Genomic DNA, 19,009 nt, shown 5'->3' on the forward strand with positions numbered 1-19,009 from the left:
ATGGTGCAGCTCGGTCTGATCGGCCTGGGCAAGATGGGCTTCAACATGCGTGAGCGGCTGCGCGCGGCCGGTCACGAGGTCGTCGGCTACGACCGCAACCCGGACGTCACCGACACGACGTCGCTCGAAGACCTGGTGTCCAAACTGGAGGGTCCGCGGATCGTCTGGATCATGGTCCCGGCCGGCGACCCGACGCGCCAGACCGTCACCGAGCTGAGCAACCTGCTCGCCGAGGGCGACATGGTGATCGACGGCGGCAACTCGAAGTACACCGACGACAAGCTGAACGCCGATCTGCTGGCGGCGAAGAACATCGGCTACGTCGACTGCGGTGTCTCCGGTGGCGTGTGGGGCAAGGACAACGGCTACGGCCTGATGGTCGGCGGCACCGCGGCCGACGTCGAGAAGGCCATGCCGATCTTCGACGCGCTGCGCCCGGAAGGCCCGCGTGAAGAAGGCTTCTCGCACGCCGGCGACGTCGGCGCGGGGCACTACGCGAAGATGATCCACAACGGCATCGAGTACGGCATGATGCAGGCCTTCGCCGAGGGCTTCGAACTCCTCGAGGCCGCGAAGGTCGTCAAGGACGTGCCCGCGGTGATCAAGGGCTGGCAGCGCGGCACGGTCGTCCGGTCCTGGCTGCTCGACCTGCTCGTGCGCGCGCTCGACGAGGACCCGGAGCTGGACGACCTCGAGGGCTACGTCGAGGACTCGGGCGAAGGCCGCTGGACGCTGGAAGAGGCGATCAACAACGCGGTGCCGGCGCCGGTCATCTCGGCCGCGCTGTTCGCGCGGTTCGCCTCGCGGCAGGAGCACTCGGCCGCGATGCGCGCGGTCGCCGCATTGCGCAACCAGTTCGGCGGGCACGCCGTGAAGAAGGTCGGCGGATAAGGAGTTACGGGTGTATCTGCGTCACCTGCAGGTCACCGACTTCCGCTCCTGGCCGCAGGCCGATCTCGCGCTCGAACCGGGGCCGACCGTGCTGGTCGGCCAGAACGGCCGCGGCAAGACCAACTTGCTGGAGGCGATCGGGTACGTCGCGACGCTGGGCTCGCACCGCGTCGCGACGGACGCGCCGCTGATCCGGCACGGCTGCGAGCGCGCGTTGGTGCGGGTCGCGGTGGTCAACGACGACCGCGAGCTGACCGTCGAGCTCGAGATCACCGCCGGCCGGGCGAACCGCGCGCGGGTCAACCGCGGTGCGGTCGGCCGGCCGCGGGACGTGCTCGGGATCCTGCGCACGGTGCTGTTCTCCCCGGAGGACCTCGCACTCGTGCGGGGTGACCCGGGTGAGCGACGCCGGTTCCTCGACGAGCTCCTCGTGCTGCGCGCGCCGCGGTACGCCGGCGTCCGGGCGGACTACGAGAAGGTGCTGAAGCAGCGGAACGCCCTGCTCAAGACGGCCGGGAAACGACGTACGGGCCGCGAAGACCCGTACGCGCTGTCGACGCTCGAGGTCTGGGACGACCACCTGGCGGAGGCGGGCGCGGAGCTGCTGGCCGCGCGCCTGAACCTCGTCGCCGATCTCGCGCCGCACGCGGCTTCGGCTTACATGGGCGTCGCGCCCGACTCGCGTCCGGCGAAGATCACCTACCGGTCGTCGCTGGGTGCCGCCATGCCGGAAACGTACGGCGTACCGGACGGCGAACGGGCGCAACCCGAGGTCCTGAAGGACGTCTTACTCAAGGCGTTGGGTGAAGCCCGCAAGGCGGAGCTCGAGCGCGGCATCAGCCTGGTCGGCCCGCACCGGGACGAGCTGGAACTGATCCTGGGCGAGGCGCCGGCGAAGGGCTACGCGAGCCACGGCGAGTCGTGGTCGTTCGCGTTGGCGCTGCGGCTCGGCAGCTACGAGCTGCTGCGCGCGGAGGCGGGCGAGCCGGTGCTGCTGCTCGACGACGTGTTCGCAGAGCTGGACCGCAAGCGCCGGGCCCGGCTGGCCGAGGTGGCCGCGAGCGCCGAACAGGTGCTGGTGACCGCCGCGGTCGACGAAGACGTGCCCGGGGAGCTGGCCGGCACCCGGTTCGTGGTGGCGGATGGTGAGATCACGCGTGGCTGAGCAGAGCGATCGAGCACCCCGTGTGACGGGCGGCACAAACCGCACCCGATCTGGGGACAAACCTGTGGACAGTGTGGATAACACGGTGAATGAGTTATCGCCCGGTGTGACCATGCGGCCAGATGGGTGGCGCAAAACGCCGGGTGGCGGCTCTGCGGCGAACACCAAGCCCGCTTCGGGCACCGAGCGTGACGGCGAGGTTGGGCCGAACGAGCCCCCGATGACGGGACGCGACCTCGCGCACGCCGCGCTGGAGGCCGCGAAGGCCAAGGCCAAGGAGCGCGGCACCTCACCCGGCCGGCGCCGCCCCGCGACCGGCGGTGGGCAGAGCCCCCGGCGTCGCCGCTGGTCGGGGCCCGGTGCGGACGCGCGCGACCCGCAACCGCTCGGCCGGCTCGTCTCCCGGCTGATGAGCGACCGCGGCTGGAACGAGAGCGTCACCAGCGCCCGCGTCTTCGCGCAGTGGGCGCGGCTGGTCGGCGAAGACGTCGCCGAGCACGCGCAGCCGATCGCCCTGAAGGACGGCGAGCTCACCGTCCGCGCCAGCTCGACGGCGTGGGCCACCCAGCTGCGGTTGCTGCAGGGAAAGCTGCTGCACAAGATCGCGGCGGGGGTCGGCAACGGCGTCGTCAAGCGGATGCGGATCCAGGGCCCGACCGCCCCGAGCTGGCGGAAAGGGCCCCGGCACGTGCCGGGCCGCGGCCCCCGTGACACGTACGGCTGACCCGGGTTGCGTGATGCTCGGTTGAATGCCCCGAGAACGCATTCAGACCTCCCGAGATACGTCAAGACTCGGCTCGAACCGATTTCGTTCGTCTGTGACGCGTTCAGGGGTGTCCTTGCCGCATGTCAGCGGACGCGGCCAAGTACACTGGAGGAGAGCGAGCGTCCGCTCGGGCGAGACGAGGAGAAACAACGCCGGTGACCGAGAACAAGCACGAGTACAACGCGTCGTCGATCACGGTGCTCGAAGGCCTCGAAGCGGTCCGCAAGCGCCCCGGCATGTACATCGGTTCCACCGGTGAACGCGGCCTGCACCACCTCGTCCAGGAGGTCGTCGACAACTCCGTCGACGAGGCGATGGCCGGGCACGCCACCAAGGTCGAGGTTACCCTCCTCGCCGACGGCGGCGTCCGCGTCGTCGACGACGGCCGCGGTATCCCGGTCGACATGCACCCCAAGGAGCAGAAGCCGACCCTCGAGGTCGTGCTCACCGTCCTCCACGCGGGCGGCAAGTTCGACAGCGACTCCTACGCGGTGTCCGGCGGCCTGCACGGCGTCGGTGTCTCGGTGGTGAACGCGCTGTCGAAGAAGCTGCTCGCCGAGGTCAAGTACGGCGGCCGCAGCTGGCGCCAGGAGTACACCGACCAGATCCCCGGCCCGCTCGAGGACCTCGGCCCGGCGAGCGAGACCGGCACCACGATCACCTTCTGGGCCGACGGCGACATCTTCGAGACCACGACGTACAACTTCGAGACCATCTCGCGCCGGCTCCAGGAGATGGCGTTCCTCAACAAGGGACTGACGCTGTCCCTGCGCGACGAGCGCGTCGCCGACGAGGAGGCGGAGGCGGACGCCGAGGGCAAGGTCGCGCGGGTCAAGGAGAAGACCTACTGCTACCCGGGTGGCCTCGAGGACTTCGTCAAGCACATCAACGGCAGCAAGGACCCGATCCACTCCAGCGTGATCTCCTTCGAAGCGAAGGGCACCGGCCTCGAGGTCGAGGTCGCGATGCAGTGGAACAACGGCTTCACGCCGTCGGTCTACACGTTCGCCAACACGATCAACACCCACGAGGGCGGCACCCACGAAGAGGGCTTCCGCGCCGCGCTGACCCGCGTCGTCAACACCTACGCGCGCGACAAGAAGCTGCTCAAGGAGAAGGACACCAACCTGACCGGTGACGACGTGCGCGAGGGCCTCGCCGCGATCGTCTCGATCAAGCTGTCCGAGCCGCAGTTCGAGGGCCAGACCAAGACCAAGCTGGGCAACAGCGAGGCCAAGACGTTCGTGCAGCAGACGTCGAACGAGTGGCTGGCCGACTGGTTCGAGCGCAACCCCACCGAGGCGAAGACGATCATCAACAAGTCGATCTCCTCGGCGCAGGCCCGGATGGCCGCGCGCAAGGCGCGTGACCTGGTCCGCCGCAAGGGCGCGCTCGACATCGGCGGCCTGCCCGGCAAGCTGAAGGACTGCCGCTCCACCAAGCCGGAGGAGTGCGAGCTCTACATCGTCGAGGGTGACTCGGCCGGCGGCTCCGCCAAGGAGGGCCGCGACTCGATGTACCAGGCGATCCTGCCGATCCGCGGCAAGATCATCAACGTCGAGAAGGCCCGCATCGACCGCGTCCTCAAGAACACCGAGGTCCAGTCGCTGATCACCGCGCTCGGCACCGGCATCCACGACGAATTCGACCTCGAGAAGCTGCGCTACCACAAGATCGTGCTGATGGCCGACGCCGACGTCGACGGCCAGCACATCACCACGCTGCTGCTCACCCTGCTGTTCCGGTTCATGACGCCGCTGATCGAGCACGGCCACGTCTTCCTCTCGCGGCCGCCGCTGTACAAGATCAAGTGGCCGCGGGCCGAGCCGGAGTACGCGTACTCCGACCGCGAGCGCGACGCCGTCATCCAGGCGGGCGTCGAGGCCGGCAAGCGGCTGCCGAAGGACGACGCGATCCAGCGCTACAAGGGTCTCGGCGAGATGAACGCCGAAGAGCTGTGGGAGACCACGATGGACCCGGCCAACCGGCTGCTGGGCCAGGTCACCCTCGACGACGCCGCCCAGGCCGACGAGCTGTTCTCGGTCCTGATGGGCGAGGACGTCGAGGCCCGCCGCTCGTTCATCACGCGCAACGCCAAGGACGTGCGCTTCTTGGACGTGTAGGCGTCTCCCTCGTTCTTCGCCCCGCTAGGCCCCCGCACCCGAGAAGGACCTCATGACGGAAACTCTGCCGCCGGCTCCGGACCACGACCGGATCGAACCGGTCGACATCCAGCAGGAGATGCAGCGCTCCTACATCGACTACGCGATGAGCGTCATCGTGTCGCGCGCGCTGCCGGACGTCCGGGACGGGCTCAAGCCGGTGCACCGGCGGGTCCTGTACTCGATGTTCGACTCCGGCTTCCGGCCGGACCGCGGGTACAACAAGTGCTCGCGCGTCGTCGGCGACGTCATGGGCAACTACCACCCGCACGGCGACTCGGCGATCTACGACGCGCTGGTGCGGCTCGCCCAGCCGTGGTCGATGCGCTACCCGCTGATCGACGGCCAGGGCAACTTCGGCTCGCCGGGCAACGACCCCGCGGCCGCCATGCGGTACACCGAGTCCCGGCTCGCGCCGCTGGCCATGCAGATGCTGGCCGACATCGAAGAAGACACCGTCGACTTCTCCGACAACTACGACGGCCGCACGCAGGAGCCCGACGTCCTGCCGTCGCGGTTCCCGAACCTGCTGGTCAACGGCGGTTCCGGGATCGCGGTCGGGATGGCGACGAACATCCCGCCGCACAACCTGCGCGAGGTCTCCGAGGGCGTCGTCTGGGCGTTGGAGAACCCGGAAGCGACCGACGACGAGCTGCTCGCGGCGCTGCTGGTCCGGATCAAGGGCCCGGACTTCCCGACCAAGGCGATGATCCTCGGCACGTCCGGCATCGAGGACGCCTACCGCACCGGCCGCGGCTCGGTCCGGATGCGCGCGGTCGTCGAGGTCGAGGAGGACGCGAAGGGCCGCACGATCCTGGTCGTGTCCGAGCTGCCGTACCAGGTCAACCCGGACAACCTGGTCGAGAACATCGCGAACCTGGTCCGCGACGGCAAGCTCACCGGCATCTCCGACATCGCCGACGAGTCCAACAGCCGCTCCGGCATGCGGATCGTCGTCACGATCAAGCGGGACGCGGTCGCGAAGGTCGTGCTGAACAACCTGTTCAAGCACACCCAGCTGCAGCAGAACTTCGGCGTCAACATGCTGGCGCTGGTCGACGGCGTGCCGCGCACGCTGCGGCTCGACCAGATCATCCGCCACTACGTGAAGCACCAGATGGACGTCATCGTCCGGCGGACCCGCTACCGGCTGCGGAAGAAGGAAGAGCGCGCCCACATCCTGCGTGGCCTGGTCAAGGCGCTCGACGCGCTCGACGAGGTCATCGCGCTGATCCGGCGGTCGCCGTCCGCGGACGAAGCCCGGCCGGCCCTGATGACGCTGCTCGACATCGACGAGATCCAGGCCGTCGCGATCCTCGACATGCAGCTGCGCCGGCTCGCCGCGCTGGAGCGTCAGCGGATCATCGACGAGCTGGCCGAGATCGAGATCGAGATCGCCGACCTCAAGGACATCCTCGAGAAGCCCGAGCGGCAGCGCGCGATCATCCGCGACGAGCTGATGGCGATCGTCGACAAGTACGGCGACGACCGGCGGACGAAGATCATCGGCTTCAGCGGCGACGTCACCGACGAGGAACTCATCGCCGTCGAGGACGTCGTCGTCACCATCACCCGCACGGGGTACGCCAAGCGGACGAAAACGGATCTGTACCGCTCGCAGAAGCGCGGCGGCAAGGGCGTGCAGGGCGCGACGCTGAAGCAGGACGACATCGTCCAGCACTTCTTCGTCTGCTCGACGCACGACTGGATCCTGTTCTTCACCAACAAGGGCCGCGTCTACCGGACCAAGGCGTACGAGCTGCCCGAGGCGAACCGCAACGCGCGCGGCCAGCACGTGGCGAACCTCATGGCGTTCCAGCCGGACGAGCAGATCGCCCAGGTCATCCAGATCAAGAACTACGAGGTCGCGCCGTACCTGGTGCTCGCCACCAAGCGCGGCCTGGTGAAGAAGACCAAGCTCACCGACTTCGACTCCAACCGCTCCGGCGGCCTCATCGCCATCAACCTGCGCGAAGGCGACGAGCTGGTCGGCGCGGTGCTCGCGGCGGCCGAGGACGACCTGCTGCTGGTGTCGGCCGAGGGCCAGTCCATCCGCTTCCACGCGACGGACGAGGCGCTGCGGCCGATGGGCCGCCCGACGTCCGGCGTGATGGGCATGCGGTTCAACGACGGCGACGAGCTGCTCGGCATCAGCGTGGTCAAGGAGGGCAAGTTCCTTTTGGTCGCGACCGACGGCGGGTACTCGAAGCGCACGGCGATCGAGGACTACCCGGTCCAGGGCCGCGGCGGCAAGGGCGTGCTCACCATTCAGCACGACCGCAAACGTGGCAGGCTGGTGGGAGCGCTCATCGTCGACGCCGAGGACGAGCTGTACGCGATCACCTCGAGCGGCGGCGTGATCCGCACACCGGCGGGCGACGTACGCAAAGCGGGACGACAGACGAAGGGGGTCCGGCTGATGAATCTCGGCGAAGGAACCACTCTTCTCGCGGTCGCACGCAACGCGGACGAGCCCTCGGACGTCGCAAATGGTGAAGCTCCCGAAGCGCCCGAAGCGGGTGAAGAGACGACGGCGCCGTCGGAGCAGTAAGTTTTCACAACTACGGACAGCGCCCCACGGCACGGGTAAGGACTGACTCTTCGTGACACCGACCGAGAATCCCGAGGCAGCGGGTTCGAACGGAACGCCGGCGAGCCCACCCTGGCAGCGGGTCGACAAGGAAGGCGACGCCGAAGCGACGGTCAAGCTGGCCACCGACGAGGCACAGCCCCCGGCCGCGGCAACGCAGCCCGTCACCCCCGAGCGTTCGGTGGTGACGGGCAGCGCAGCCCCCCGCCTCTTCGGCGGCGGCTCAGGTGACACCCCGCCGGTCGGCGGCGAGGTCCCCCCGGCATCGACGCAGCGAGCCCGCCCAAGCGCGTTGCGCCGTCCGGGCCGCGGCCCGCGCCGGGCATCGCTGCAGGTCAAGCGGTTCGACCCGTGGTCGGTGCTGAAGCTGTCCCTGGTGCTGGGCGTAGCGATGTTCTTCGTCTGGCTGGTGGCGGTCGGAGTCCTGTACACGGTCCTCGACGGCATGGGCGTCTGGGACAAGCTGAACGGCACGTATTCATCACTGGTCGGCGGCGAGGGCGCGAACGCCTCGGCCGAACCCCTGATCAGCGCGGGCCGCGTGTTCGGCATCGCGGCCATCCTGGGCGCGATCAACATCGTCCTGGTCTCAGCCCTGGCCACGGTGAGCGCGTTCATCTACAACGTCTCAGCCGACCTCGCGGGCGGCCTCGAGGTAACCCTGTCCGAACGCGAGTGACCCGGTTGCAGGGCCCCTTCGGGGGTCCTGTAAAGTTCTCCTCGTTCGAGGGCCTATAGCTCAGGCGGTTAGAGCGCTTCGCTGATAACGAAGAGGTCCCAGGTTCAAGTCCTGGTAGGCCCACGCAGGTCAAAGCCCGGTTCGCGTCATGCGAGCCGGGCTTTTGCATGACCTGAGTGACTAGGTGGGTGACTGTCAGAGCGGAAGCCTGCGGGCAACTCCTCACTTCATGACGATGCAGGAAGCGGGCGAGAGCGGCAGCAACAGGCACTCTCACCTGGCGTGTCGAATCCTGTCCCGCCGGCGCGTTCAGCGATCGTCAAGCTGTCATCGCTCCGCTGAAGGCTCGCTTCCTGGTTTGAGGCGAGGAATCTGCCCGGTGGCGGGGCCGTTAGCGGCGTCGACGAGAGCGCGCAATCGATGGAGAGCCCGATGGTGCAGCACGCGAACAGAGCCAGGGGAGATGCCCATCACTTCGGCAGTTTCCGCGGCCGAAAGCCCACTGGCGATGCGCAGAAGAAGGACATCTCGGTGCGCTGAACTGAGCCGGTCGAGCATTCTCGCCATGTCCTCGCTGAGGTCCTCGGCTAACTCAGGGTCCTGGGTGCGCGGAGTTCTCGCGACCAGTTCCTCTGGGATGATGCTCACCCGGACTTCGTCCTGTGATTCGCGAAGCTGTCTGCGGTGCGTGTCGGCTATCTTCTTCTTAGCGATCGCGAATAGTAGTTTCCGTTCGGTTCCCCCGTCGATCTCACCCTGCGTGGCTCGGTAACTCACGTACGTCAGCAGGACTTCCTGGGTGACGTCTTCGGCGGAGATCCATTGTGCAACCGGTCCGAGGCGGGCGGAGACGTAGCGATAGACGGCTCTGATTGAAGCCGAGGGTAGCCAGGTGGCCGGGTCGACGGTGTCGATGGCGGATCTGTCGGTGAGACTCGTGCTTCCGGTGGGTGAATTTGGTGCGGGCACAAGTCCGTCTTCTACGGCCCGCTTGTACAGGTCAACGCGCGTCTCGGCCTCGCGGCCGGCCTGTTCGTATTTGTCGCGAGCTCGGTTGAGGTATACGCGGACCGTGCTTACTTGGAGGTCGAGTTCGCGGGCCACAGCATCGACTGTCTTGCCGGAGGCGTAGGCCCGCAGAACCGCTTCCTCGCGGGGGCTGAGTTCAATACTGCGTTCGCGACGTGGTCGAGCTGCTTGCGCTTCTACCGGGCGCGCCCGCATCGACTGCGCCGGCCGGGGGTCCGGCAGCGGCGGATTGGTGGCTAGCCACGCCCGGACGACTTCAGTGCATCCTAGGCAGTACCGAACGGCTCCGACTCCTGGTATTGCGATAGTCCGGTCTGCTGGCTTCGGGCAGCGAACGCCGAACACGGCGACTTCACACTGAGGGGCAGCCGCGCTCGTCGCGACTGCTGATTCCGGCGTCGCTGGCCGGATCTGGCGTTCACGCTGGCGACGACCGGCCGACCGGCACGTCGCCGAGCAGTACCGCCTAGGACGGCCACGGCCGTCAGTGCGCCCCGGCGGGAGTGGGTCGCCGCACCACTCACAAGTCGCCATCCCACCTCTTTCGGGGTTTCCGTGCTGCTCGGATGTGCATAGATGCACACATGCTAGTCGAGGAGTAGACTCCCTACCAGGGGAAACGGTATTTTCGTGCTGTTCGACCTCGAAACTGACGACGTGACGGGAGGTGTCGTTGGCCTTGACACTTCTCCCAACACCGCGAGCGAAGGTTCCCGAAACTAGCTCGGTTTCCATCGCAAGTTGGTGAAACTTTTGTGGCTCCTCCTGCGACACACCATGGGAAGGCCGCGGAAGAAGCTAAGGCCCAGCCATCGAAATGACTGGGCCCGCTCCCGGAGCGTGATCAGTGCTCGCCAAAGTCCATGATCACGTCGCCGATCATCACGAGAGCCCTCGCCCCCGCGGCGAGGGCTTCGTGCTGTTTAAACACGCCCCACGCCTCGAGAAGCAGCAGTCCGGGGCGGATCACGTTTCGCCAGGCCTGCGAGCCTCGTGGGCCTCGTCCCTCCGGTTGATCCCTGGCCTTTGGCGCCAGGTCGCATCCGTCGGGCGGATCGCGGTCGTCGGTACCCATCTCCGACTCCTTCCTCTTCGGGTTCCCGGCTCGTTGCCGGTACCGAGGCCACGAGAACGCGACGCCCGAAGAGGGAAAGTCAAAGGTGGCGATCCACCACGAGCCCCATCCGAAGACGAGGCCCGCGTTAACGATCCCCTACCTTCGCCGCTTGCACAAGCAGCGTCCCGGCGCGACACTCCCTCAATTCTGACGCTCTCGGGAAACCGTACGGATGGTCGACGTTTCGAATGGTGCCGTCGAAGCCTATTTCAGCAGGTGCGCGGCTTGTAAAGGTCTGCACCACTCGTCATTGAAGATCCATTTCGCAGCGCCGTCCACAGGGCAAAGTTGTGGCGGATTCGGTTGAAGTTCAGTTTGTTCAAGTAATGAACTTAAGTCCGAAAAGGGGCTTATACCAGGACGGTCGGATGGTCTTTAAAGCAGGGTGGGCTTACGTGGATACCGCTCTTTGAGGTCGCGTCATGCCCCGATGACGAGCACTGCTTGCAGCTTCAGTCGCGTGCCGCCCTGGACGTGCGCGACCGTATCGCCGTTCGCCTTATCGCAACTGACGCTGCTTGACAAGTTGGAATCTTAAATCGCCTCGGTGGTTACCGCCCCGGTTGCTGCCGTGGCGCTGGGCGCTGGTGCTTAAGTTAGAGGCGGGCTCGCGGAATGCGAGCCCGCCTTTAACTTGGCCACTACGGCAGCGGGCTCGAGAAGATCGCATCCATGGCTTTTGATCCGTTTTGGATCACCGGCCGCAGTTGATGGCGGTAGACCAGCTCGGTCACCTTCGTGTCCGACTGCCCCACGAGACGCGATATCTCCTCGATGGTGAGTCCGCTGTCGGAGAGCAGAGACACAAAGCTGTGGCGCAGCTCACGCGGTGTCCAGTTCTTCGGTTCGAGACCTGCGAGCTTCAAGATGCGCCGGAAGCCACGCCGGACGTTGGCCGCGTCGAGCTGCGTCCCGACGTCCGAGGCGAACACGATCCCGAGTTCTTGCCACCGGTCGCCGGCCGACTCGCGCTGATGCTTCTGGCGGAGCTTCTGGCGCTCCAGCGCCTCGACCGCCCGACCGGGAAGCGCGAGCGAACGACGCGATTTCTTAGTCTTCGTGTCTCCACCCGCCCGTACCGACCGCCACACGTTGACGTGCGGAGGAATCGGCGGCGCCGCTTCCAGCTTCCCGACCAGGTCGACCTCTGGCCACGCCAGCGGGCGCGCCTCCTCGGTCCGCGCGCCGGTCAGGAGCGAGACCACCGTGTAATCGCCGTACGTGGAGTCCTCCGCCTCCGCGGCGGCGAGCACCGCTACCGCCTGAGCAAAGGTCAGCGACTTCGACGGCCGTCCGTCGCGGCCAACCGGCAGCTCGTCACCCAGCAGCACCGCGTTCCGGATGCCCTTGGTCCGCTTCGCCGCTCGGTTGATCGCGCGCCGGAGAATCGAACGGAGGTCCTGGAGCGTGCGCGTGGCGAGAACCTCTGCCTTCTCCTCCAGCCAGGCGTCGACATCATCGGCGGTCAGTTCCTTCGACTGCTTCGGGTCCAGCAGCAGACGCGCGCCGAGCGAGGGGACGATGTGCGTCTCGGCCAGGATGGTCAGCTTCTCGACGGTCGCGGCAGTGCGACCGTTGAGGCCATGCCGCAACCAGTCTCGAACCGCCTTCTCGACCGTGAGCCCGCGGACCGCCGTGGCGGTGCCCTCCTTCTTGCGCTCCACGAGCCGGTCGAGGGCAGCCTTCGCCTCCGTCTTCGTCTTGCCGCTCGCCTTGCGCGTGATGCGCTTGCCGTTCGGCCGGTAGCCGATCGTCAGTTCCGCGATCCAGCGCTGACGGTCCTCGGACCAGTACAGACCGCCGTCTCCGCGACTACGCCGACTCGCCATAGCTGACCTCCGCTTCCCTCATCAGCAACTCGACGTACTCCTGGATGGCGACCGCCGGCACGAGCCGGGCACGGCCCTGTTTGACCGAGCGCAGGCGCCCCGAGCGGAGCTGTTCGTAGATGACCGAGCGGCTCATCGAGAGCAGGCGCATGGCTTCGGTGATCCGGTAGAGGTGCCGTTCGGGCACGGCGACCGGCATGGGTACGGCGTTCATCGGTCCCACTCGGTGTCGTGGTCCGGTTTGGCGGGCGCGACGTCCGCGACCTCCGCAACCGGGCTGGTCAGTGCGGGTGCGAGTGGCTGTTGGGTGCCGCGACCGTCCGCGACCCGGGTTGCGGAGGTCGCGGCCGAGCTCGGCGCCTCCGCGACGCCGGATGTGGCGGTGACCTGCGGGGTCGCGTTGGTCGCGGAGGTAGCGCCCGTTTCGGGCGGTGGGAGGTAGCGGCTCCAGGCGTCGGCCAGGCCGCCGTCGCCGTCGATGCGGTAGCCCTTGAGCGTCTTGTCGCTGACCTTGAGGTCTTTCGGCCGGACCAGGTACCGGTCGAGTTCCTCCGCGAGACGGCGGCTGTCGAGCGGCTTGCCCTGCAGGTCGGTCCACGGTTCGTCTTCGATGGCGTGCAGCTCGCGGATCAGCTCGGCCGTCACCATGCGGTCGGTGTGCTCCGCCGTGAAGATCTGCCGGACGTCGGCCAGCAGCCGCACGCCGATCGAGGCCGGTTGCGCAGTGGCTTCGAGCACGAAGTGACGGCACGCCTTGCGCGCGGTCTCCGGCCAGTGCCCGCCGGCCGCGTCGGCGATCGCCAGCAGCGGCCGCCAGATCTCGGCCGCCCGGTCGCGCACGCCGTCCGGTCGGTCTGGCCGTGCGCGGCTCACCTCGTCGCCGACCCGGCCGACCCACTCCGCCAGTTCGGCGCGCACCGGCGCCGACTCGCGCTCGACGTCCTCTTCGATGAACTCCTCTACTGCCTCGTCGAATCGGCGCTTGCGCATGTGCACGGTGATCGCCCGGGTCGTGATCGTGTCTGGCATGCCGCCGGCGATCCCGGCGAGGGCGACCGGCGCATAGACCGGGAACCGGGTCACATTCATGCTCTTGGCGTCGCCGACGCACCGGGTCACCGTCGCCGACCGCTTGTAGCCCGCGTTCAGCAGGGCGCGGAGGTCCTCGTTGTTCCCGCCGGTCTTCGGGTTGAACACGGCGTCGATCTCGTCGAACAGCAGCGTCATCGGGCCGTCGGCGAGCATGCGGAAGATCGCGGCCGGGGTGATGCTGATCGTCATCTCCGGCTTGGCCACGAGGTACTGCGCGACCTCCAGCACGCGCGTCTCGCCGCTGCCCGGCTCCGCCGAGTCGAGGATGAGGCGCGGCGTGACGTAGAGCCGTTCGGCGACGTGGGTGTGCGCGTACCAAAGCGCCAGCGTCGGCGCGGCGTGCTCGTTCGCGAAGGCCGAGAACCGCGACACGAACGTCACGACCGCGTCCAAGACCTCGTGACCCGGCTTCGCGAAGGCCCCGACCGGCGCCGGCCCGAGCCACGTGAGCGGGTTGACCGGCGCGGCCTCCGGCAGCTCGCTCGGCTGGGCGCCGCCGTCCTCGGCTGGCTTGGCCGCGGTGTGTCGGCCGCGCCAGACGCGCTGGCAGTTCTCCGAGCAGAAGTCGCCGGACGGCGAGTCGCTGCGCGGCCGGCCGCACTGCTGGCAGTGGGGCGCAGGCTCGTCGGAGATCACGAAGTCGATCACGGACAAGGTGTCGTCGAATCCGGACATCAGGCGGCCACCTCCAGACGTGCGGTCGGTTCGTCGTCGCCTCCGGCCTCGCGGTAGCGCCGCCACAGGTCATCAAGGCGCTCGGTGTCGTCGAGCTGGTGGCGGAGGACGTCCGTCGGCGAGTCGTCTTCGACGGCCTGCACCAGGCGGGCCGCGTGCTCCCGGACGGCGCGGCGGTAGGCGTTCTTGAGCACGACGGCTTTCAGCCAGGCGCCGTAGTACGGCGGCGGCAGGATCGGGCCGTCGGTGTAGGTCTCGACGATCCAGAGGCCGAGGCTGTGCAGGCGGTGCGCGCCACCGGACCGCGGCTCGGTCGCCGTCCGCTCGCGGGCGTGGTCCATTACGGCCATCGGGGTCGGTGCGTGACCCGCGCCGGTTAGCTCGATGACCAGCTGGAGGACGCGGGCGGCGATCGGCGAGTCGAAGTCGTTGGCGCGCATGCCGGCGAGCAGTCGGCGGGCCCCGGTCAGCCGGGAGCGGCCTGCTCATCCGGTGGCTGACCGACTCCGACGAGGAAGGATCGCGGCCACCAATCGAGCCTCGCTCGATCACCCTCGTGGACGTCGAGGCGGTTCGCGAGGCAACCGCGATGTTCAGCAGCTTCGACTACAAGTACGGCGGTGGCCGGCCGAAGTCGCTCGTCGCCTCGTTCCTCGACCAGGAGATCTTGCCGACCTCGAAGACAGCTTGTGTCCGCTCCGTCGTGAAAGCCTTCGTCGATGTCATCAGACTCCTCTATCGGGGTGCCTCGGCCAGGCTAGAGCTTCGGCAGGAACGTGTGCTGGGCGAATCCAGGCCGTGAGGCCCGGCCGGCGCGCCGCTCGGGGGGAAGCAGAACGCACCGGCCGGGGGCTTAAGGCCACGCGTTCTCTGTGGCGCGGCGTTGTAGTGCTCGGACCGTCTCCTTGTAGGTCGTCAAGACGGCTTGGTCGGTGGAGTACGCGGCGCCGCCGTGGTGGTGACGCAACGCGACAGCGAGGGCGCCGGCGCGGTGTTCGTAGAAAGTGAACGGTCCGACCAGACCGGGCGGGCAGTCAGCAGCCGGAACGAGACGGACGGCGACCCGCGGCCTTCTCGTCCAGGTGCGCAGCTGGTCGAGCTGATCGCGGAGGACGTCGGGAGTACAGGCGTCGGGGCGTGTGGCAGCCTCGCCGATCAGGAACGTGTACAGCGGGCCCGGCTTGTCGGACAGGGCAAGCTGACATGCGGTGCGGAGAAGACAGCCCACATCGGTGACCTCGGGAGCGAGCAAGCCAGTGTCGCGCAACGCGCCGGCGTACTCGGCTGTCTGCAACACGTCCGGAATAAGCGACGGCGACCACTCGGTCACGCGGCTGGACCGCTGTTCGAAAGCGGTGCGCAGGTAGTTTTCGGCGCGTCCGGTGCGGTCGATCAGGTCGCGGTCGTGGGACCGGCGGGCCAGGTCGATGAGGTGATCACGCACGTCTTGCGGTGTGCGCAGGACACCGAGGATGTGCGCCACGATCGTGTCCTGCGGCGCGCGTTGGCCGAGTTCGAAGCTCGACAGCACGGCGTGGTGTAGGTCGACCATGGCAGCGAGCCGGCGCAGGCCGATGCCGCGCTCGTTGCGGGCCTCGCGCAGGCCGCCGGCCAGGGCGATGACGGCTGGTCGCAGGGCAGCTTCAGTCACGGTTCAGACCGCTCCGTTCGGTCATGGGCCTCTGTGTCGGGTGCGTTGAGCAGGGCAACTGGATCGAGTTCGGTGCCGTCGAGTTCGCCGGCGCGGCGGGTGAGGGCTACACCGATGTGGACGAGCTGGCGGCCGAGGGTGCGCAGGCCGGAGGCGTAGGCTGCGTCGTCCGGCTGGAGGGTCAGCAGCTCAACCGTCACGCTTCCGATCTTGGAGTTGACCTTCGAGAGCGCGGCGAGCAACTCGCGGTCACGAGCATGCACGAGGCACCTCGATCCGCCGGCGCTCGTTCTGGGCCGTGCAGACTGGGCACATCCGACCGGGCCTCGGGATCACGCGGCGCCGGCTGATGCTGGGCCGGTCGTGTTCCAGCGGGAAGCGGACGTCGGTCAGGCACCAGGGCAGCAGCATGACGAGTCGCGGGTTGGTCATCTCCGAGTGCAGGTACAGGTGCGCCCACCCGTCGCCCCCGGTGAACTCGTGCCATTCCCAGAAGTCCTGGTGCGAGTCGGTGCCGGTCATCGGCCCGTCGTCCACCGCGGTCATCGAAGCCCTCGCTCGATGTCGAACACCCGGACTGCGGCGGCAGCCTGTTCCCAGTCAGCATCGGTCATGTCCGCGTGCTTCTTCGGATGCTGGTAGGCGTCGAGATCGATCTCGTTGAGCCGCTGACCACCCGTGTTGAACAGCGAGCCGCCACACCAGAACGTCGGCCGGTCATCGAAGTGCTCCGCGGTCATGGCGCCTTGCACCCCCGCGCTGTGCGAGCGTCGCGCAGCGAGACGGTCAACGCGTCACCCAGCTGGCTCCGAAGCTGCGCGGCTGCCTCGGCACTGAACAAGATCGGTTCGCCTGGAGGCGTCGAACTGGTCAGCGCGATTCGTCCGTCTTCCCGTACCTCGACTTCGGCCCGCGCCGGATCTCCGAGCTGGTCGACACCCTCGGTGCTCTGTCGCGTACGTCGTCGATCACGCATAGTTAGTGACCGTACAAAGTCGCAGGTCACAAACGTTTCTTGCTAGGAAACCCAAGTCTGTACCCTGAGGCGTATGGACTCGATCGGCATCACGATCCGCCGGCTTCGCCGTTGGCGTGGCCTGTCCCTCGAACAGCTCGCCGGGCTGTCCGGCCTTTCGAAGGGCTACCTGTCCAAGATCGAGAACGAGCGCACAGCGATCGACAAGCGCTCAACCCTGGTCGCGATCGCCGGCGCGCTCCGCGTCAGCCTCTCCGACATCACCGGCGACGGGCTGGAGATCCGCGACCCGCAAGCCGACTCCGCCATCCCCGCTATCCGCGACGCCCTACTGAGCACCGACCTCGACGGCACCGAGCCGCCGATCGGCGACCTTGCACGGCTGCTGTCCGAAACACAGCTGGTCGCAGCCTTGCGGCAGGCGAATCAGGACGCCGAGGTCGGCGCCCGGCTCCCCGAGCTACTGCTGGCCCTGCATACCCACGTCGACAAGCCGGACGCACTCCGCTCACTCGTCACCGCCACCCACACCACGGCCCTGCTCACCAAGGGCCTCGGCGCGTTCGAGCTGGCCTGGATCGCCGCCGACCGCGGCCACGAGGCAGCGCAGCGGCTCGGCGAACCCGGCTGGATCGCCCTCGCCGAGTTCGCCCGCACACAAGCCCTGTCCGGCCTCGGCGCGCACAAGCGAGCATCCAAGCTCGCCGAGCGCGCCCTGGACTACGTGCCGACCGACGCATACGACGTCCGCGGCGCGCTCACCCTTACGACCGGCTACACCGAATCCGTCCTGGGCGGCGACGCAACCGCTGCACTCGACGAGGCCGCCGGCCTGGCCGAGCACGTCGAGTACGGCAACCGGAACTTCCTGCTGTTCAGCCCAGCCAACGTCGTACTCTGGCGCATCTCATCGGCCCTCGAACGCGGCGACCACGCCGAAGCCGCCCGGCTCGCCGCCACCGTTGACCCGGTCGAGCTGACCATCGACTCGCGCCGGACGACCTTCCTGATCGAGCATGCTCGCGCGCTCTATGGCATCCGCCGTCCCGATGAGGAAGTACTAGCGCTTCTGGTCAAGGCCGAGAAGCTGGGGCACATCCGAACCAGGACGAACCCGTTCGTACGAGAGATCATTTCCACGATGCTGGCCCGCGCTCGGCGCGAAGGGGTAGCCCGAGAGGTCCGGGGTATGGCTGACCGAATGGGTCTGATCAAGACAGCTTAGTGTGGACACTCGTATCTTGGGTCGCCCAGAAATGCGACGATGTACAGCTGGTGCGACGTTTCATGCTCGTCTGTGACCTCTTCACAATCGGTCAGATTTAACCTGGCCGGAATTAGCGAAGGAAAGTCAGATAGTAGATTATCGAGCTTCTAAGTGAGTCGGAAATAGCCGTTGGTGTTTTCGGTAGTTGCAGCCGATGAGACGGCAGCCCTGAACAAGGCGGAGAAGAAATCTCGGTCACGTCGAATGTAACGCCGTCGTGTCCCCCCCGTTCTGAAGGCAGGACGAGAGCCGCAAGTCCACATCCCCTGGTTAAGGTCAATCCGCGGAGTGAGTCCTTAAGGTCATATCTGACTAGAGAGCGATCCTTTCGTTTGAGTTATAACATCACATGCGCAGATCATCGGTCGATCGTTGGATTATTGAGGGTCTCCACGTGGGCTGCTAGGCCTCTATGTGCGTAATCCCATCCCGTTCGATGTTCATATTTATCCATTACTTCCAGGGCTGGGTCAGTGCAAGCTCTAGTCAGGTCTGAACCTATTTCATTGAAGTATTGTTGGTGTCGGCGACTCCACTCGACGAACGTGGCCGCTGTCGCGCGGCGCACATCGTTGTCGTCATCTCTGAACAGTTCGGCTACAGCTTTTCTGAGACTTCGTGTAGGTAGCGCATGTTGTAGTGCTTTGACAGCCTGTTCTCGTACCGAGTAGTCCTCGTCTTCGGTGGCGAGCTGGAGCAGGGCGGTGATTACCGGCTCGCTCAGCTCGCCAGCATCAGCCAGCACTGATCCCGCCTGAACCCGCGCGGATGGGTCGATGTCGGGGTTGGAGTCGGTGGCGAGCTGGAGCAGGGCGGTGATCACCGGCTCGCTCAGCTCGCCAGCATCAGCCAGCACTGATCCCGCCTGAACCCGCGCGGATGGGTCGATGTCGGGGTTGGAGTCGGTGGCGAGCTGGAGCAGGGCGGTGATCACCGGCTCGCTCAGCTCGCCAGCATCAGCCAGCACTGATCCCGCCTGAACCCGCGCGGATGGGTCGATGTCGGGGTTAGAGTCGGTGGCGAGCTGGAGCAGGGCGGTGATCACCGGCTCGCTCAGCTCTCCACCATTAGCTAGCACTGATCGCGCCTCCACCTCAACGAAGGGGTCGGTGGCGAGCTG

General features: G+C 67.1%; 19 protein-coding genes and 1 tRNA gene. 9 read left to right on the plus strand and 11 right to left on the minus strand.

The window, feature by feature from the left end:
- From gnd to ISP_RS48020, 7 genes are all read left to right on the plus strand, one after another.
- A complete protein-coding gene (gnd, locus tag ISP_RS47990; protein ID WP_013221957.1) occupies positions 1-891 on the plus strand; it encodes a phosphogluconate dehydrogenase (NAD(+)-dependent, decarboxylating) in 891 nt (296 codons plus the stop codon).
- Positions 892-901: 10 nt separating this feature from the next.
- Positions 902-2,056, plus strand: a complete 1,155-nt coding sequence (recF, locus tag ISP_RS47995; protein WP_013221958.1) for a DNA replication/repair protein RecF — start codon at positions 902-904, stop codon at positions 2,054-2,056.
- A gap of 220 nt (positions 2,057-2,276) precedes the next feature.
- Positions 2,277-2,780, plus strand: a complete 504-nt coding sequence (locus tag ISP_RS48000) for a DciA family protein (RefSeq protein WP_013221959.1) — start codon at positions 2,277-2,279, stop codon at positions 2,778-2,780.
- A gap of 197 nt (positions 2,781-2,977) precedes the next feature.
- Positions 2,978-4,945 (plus strand): DNA topoisomerase (ATP-hydrolyzing) subunit B, encoded by a 1,968-nt coding sequence (gyrB, locus tag ISP_RS48005; RefSeq protein WP_013221960.1) that lies wholly within the window; start codon positions 2,978-2,980, stop codon positions 4,943-4,945.
- Positions 4,946-4,997: 52 nt separating this feature from the next.
- Positions 4,998-7,535, plus strand: a complete 2,538-nt coding sequence (gyrA, locus tag ISP_RS48010) for a DNA gyrase subunit A (RefSeq protein WP_013221961.1) — start codon at positions 4,998-5,000, stop codon at positions 7,533-7,535.
- 52 nt (positions 7,536-7,587) lie between these two features.
- Positions 7,588-8,253, plus strand: a complete 666-nt coding sequence (locus tag ISP_RS48015; protein ID WP_013221962.1) for a DUF3566 domain-containing protein — start codon at positions 7,588-7,590, stop codon at positions 8,251-8,253.
- A 49-nt stretch (positions 8,254-8,302) separates the two neighbouring features.
- Positions 8,303-8,376: transfer RNA gene (locus ISP_RS48020), tRNA-Ile, on the plus strand.
- A 204-nt stretch (positions 8,377-8,580) separates the two neighbouring features.
- On the opposite strand, the gene ISP_RS48215 is transcribed toward ISP_RS48020, so the two are convergent.
- The 6 genes from ISP_RS48215 to ISP_RS48050 form a co-directional block, all read right to left on the minus strand.
- Positions 8,581-10,017, minus strand: a complete 1,437-nt coding sequence (locus tag ISP_RS48215) for a sigma-70 family RNA polymerase sigma factor (RefSeq protein ID WP_080582909.1) — start codon at positions 10,015-10,017, stop codon at positions 8,581-8,583.
- Between the two features lie 109 nt (positions 10,018-10,126).
- A complete protein-coding gene (locus ISP_RS48030; protein WP_141748513.1) occupies positions 10,127-10,357 on the minus strand; it encodes a hypothetical protein in 231 nt (76 codons plus the stop codon).
- A 683-nt stretch (positions 10,358-11,040) separates the two neighbouring features.
- The gene (locus tag ISP_RS48035; RefSeq protein WP_013221963.1) at positions 11,041-12,228 is read right to left on the minus strand and encodes a site-specific integrase; all 1,188 of its coding nucleotides are present in this window, start codon (positions 12,226-12,228) and stop codon (positions 11,041-11,043) included.
- Entirely contained in the window at positions 12,212-12,442 is a 231-nt protein-coding gene (locus ISP_RS48040; RefSeq protein ID WP_230468668.1) for a helix-turn-helix domain-containing protein, read from the minus strand. Before ISP_RS48040 ends, ISP_RS48035 begins: the two co-directional genes overlap by 17 nt.
- The gene (locus ISP_RS48045) at positions 12,439-13,995 is read right to left on the minus strand and encodes a DUF3631 domain-containing protein (RefSeq protein ID WP_013221965.1); all 1,557 of its coding nucleotides are present in this window, start codon (positions 13,993-13,995) and stop codon (positions 12,439-12,441) included. The genes ISP_RS48040 and ISP_RS48045 overlap by 4 nt, the downstream gene beginning before the upstream one ends.
- Entirely contained in the window at positions 13,995-14,435 is a 441-nt protein-coding gene (locus ISP_RS48050) for a hypothetical protein (RefSeq protein WP_013221966.1), read from the minus strand. Before ISP_RS48050 ends, ISP_RS48045 begins: the two co-directional genes overlap by 1 nt.
- A 116-nt stretch (positions 14,436-14,551) precedes the next feature.
- On the opposite strand from ISP_RS48050, the gene ISP_RS48055 reads away from it, so the two are divergent.
- Positions 14,552-14,797: a hypothetical protein gene (locus tag ISP_RS48055; RefSeq protein WP_014466489.1), complete on the plus strand. Its 246-nt coding sequence runs from the start codon at positions 14,552-14,554 to the stop codon at positions 14,795-14,797.
- A gap of 51 nt (positions 14,798-14,848) precedes the next feature.
- Here ISP_RS48055 and ISP_RS48060 read toward each other — a convergent pair whose 3' ends face one another.
- Genes ISP_RS48060 through ISP_RS48075 form a run of 4 tightly spaced genes read right to left on the minus strand, consistent with a single transcriptional unit; the run spans position 14,849 to position 16,386 of the window.
- Positions 14,849-15,646, minus strand: coding sequence for a helix-turn-helix domain-containing protein (locus ISP_RS48060; RefSeq protein WP_013221968.1), 798 nt, complete (start codon positions 15,644-15,646; stop codon positions 14,849-14,851).
- Positions 15,643-15,909 carry a hypothetical protein gene (locus ISP_RS48065; protein WP_013221969.1) on the minus strand — a complete coding sequence of 89 codons (267 nt, stop codon included), beginning with the start codon at positions 15,907-15,909 and terminating at the stop codon, positions 15,643-15,645. Before ISP_RS48065 ends, ISP_RS48060 begins: the two co-directional genes overlap by 4 nt.
- The gene (locus ISP_RS48070) at positions 15,896-16,192 is read right to left on the minus strand and encodes a hypothetical protein (RefSeq protein WP_013221970.1); all 297 of its coding nucleotides are present in this window, start codon (positions 16,190-16,192) and stop codon (positions 15,896-15,898) included. The genes ISP_RS48065 and ISP_RS48070 overlap by 14 nt, the downstream gene beginning before the upstream one ends.
- Positions 16,189-16,386: a hypothetical protein gene (locus ISP_RS48075; RefSeq protein WP_013221971.1), complete on the minus strand. Its 198-nt coding sequence runs from the start codon at positions 16,384-16,386 to the stop codon at positions 16,189-16,191. Before ISP_RS48075 ends, ISP_RS48070 begins: the two co-directional genes overlap by 4 nt.
- Positions 16,387-16,695: 309 nt before the next feature.
- Between ISP_RS48075 and ISP_RS48080 the strand changes: the two genes are divergently transcribed.
- Entirely contained in the window at positions 16,696-17,847 is a 1,152-nt protein-coding gene (locus ISP_RS48080) for a helix-turn-helix domain-containing protein (RefSeq protein WP_013221972.1), read from the plus strand.
- Positions 17,848-18,247: 400 nt separating this feature from the next.
- On the opposite strand, the gene ISP_RS48085 is transcribed toward ISP_RS48080, so the two are convergent.
- The coding region (locus tag ISP_RS48085; RefSeq protein WP_265049890.1) for a HEAT repeat domain-containing protein at positions 18,248-19,009 on the minus strand (762 nt) is incomplete at its 5' end.

Source organism: Amycolatopsis mediterranei (assembly GCF_026017845.1).
Classification (GTDB): Bacteria; Actinomycetota; Actinomycetes; order Mycobacteriales; family Pseudonocardiaceae; genus Amycolatopsis; species Amycolatopsis mediterranei.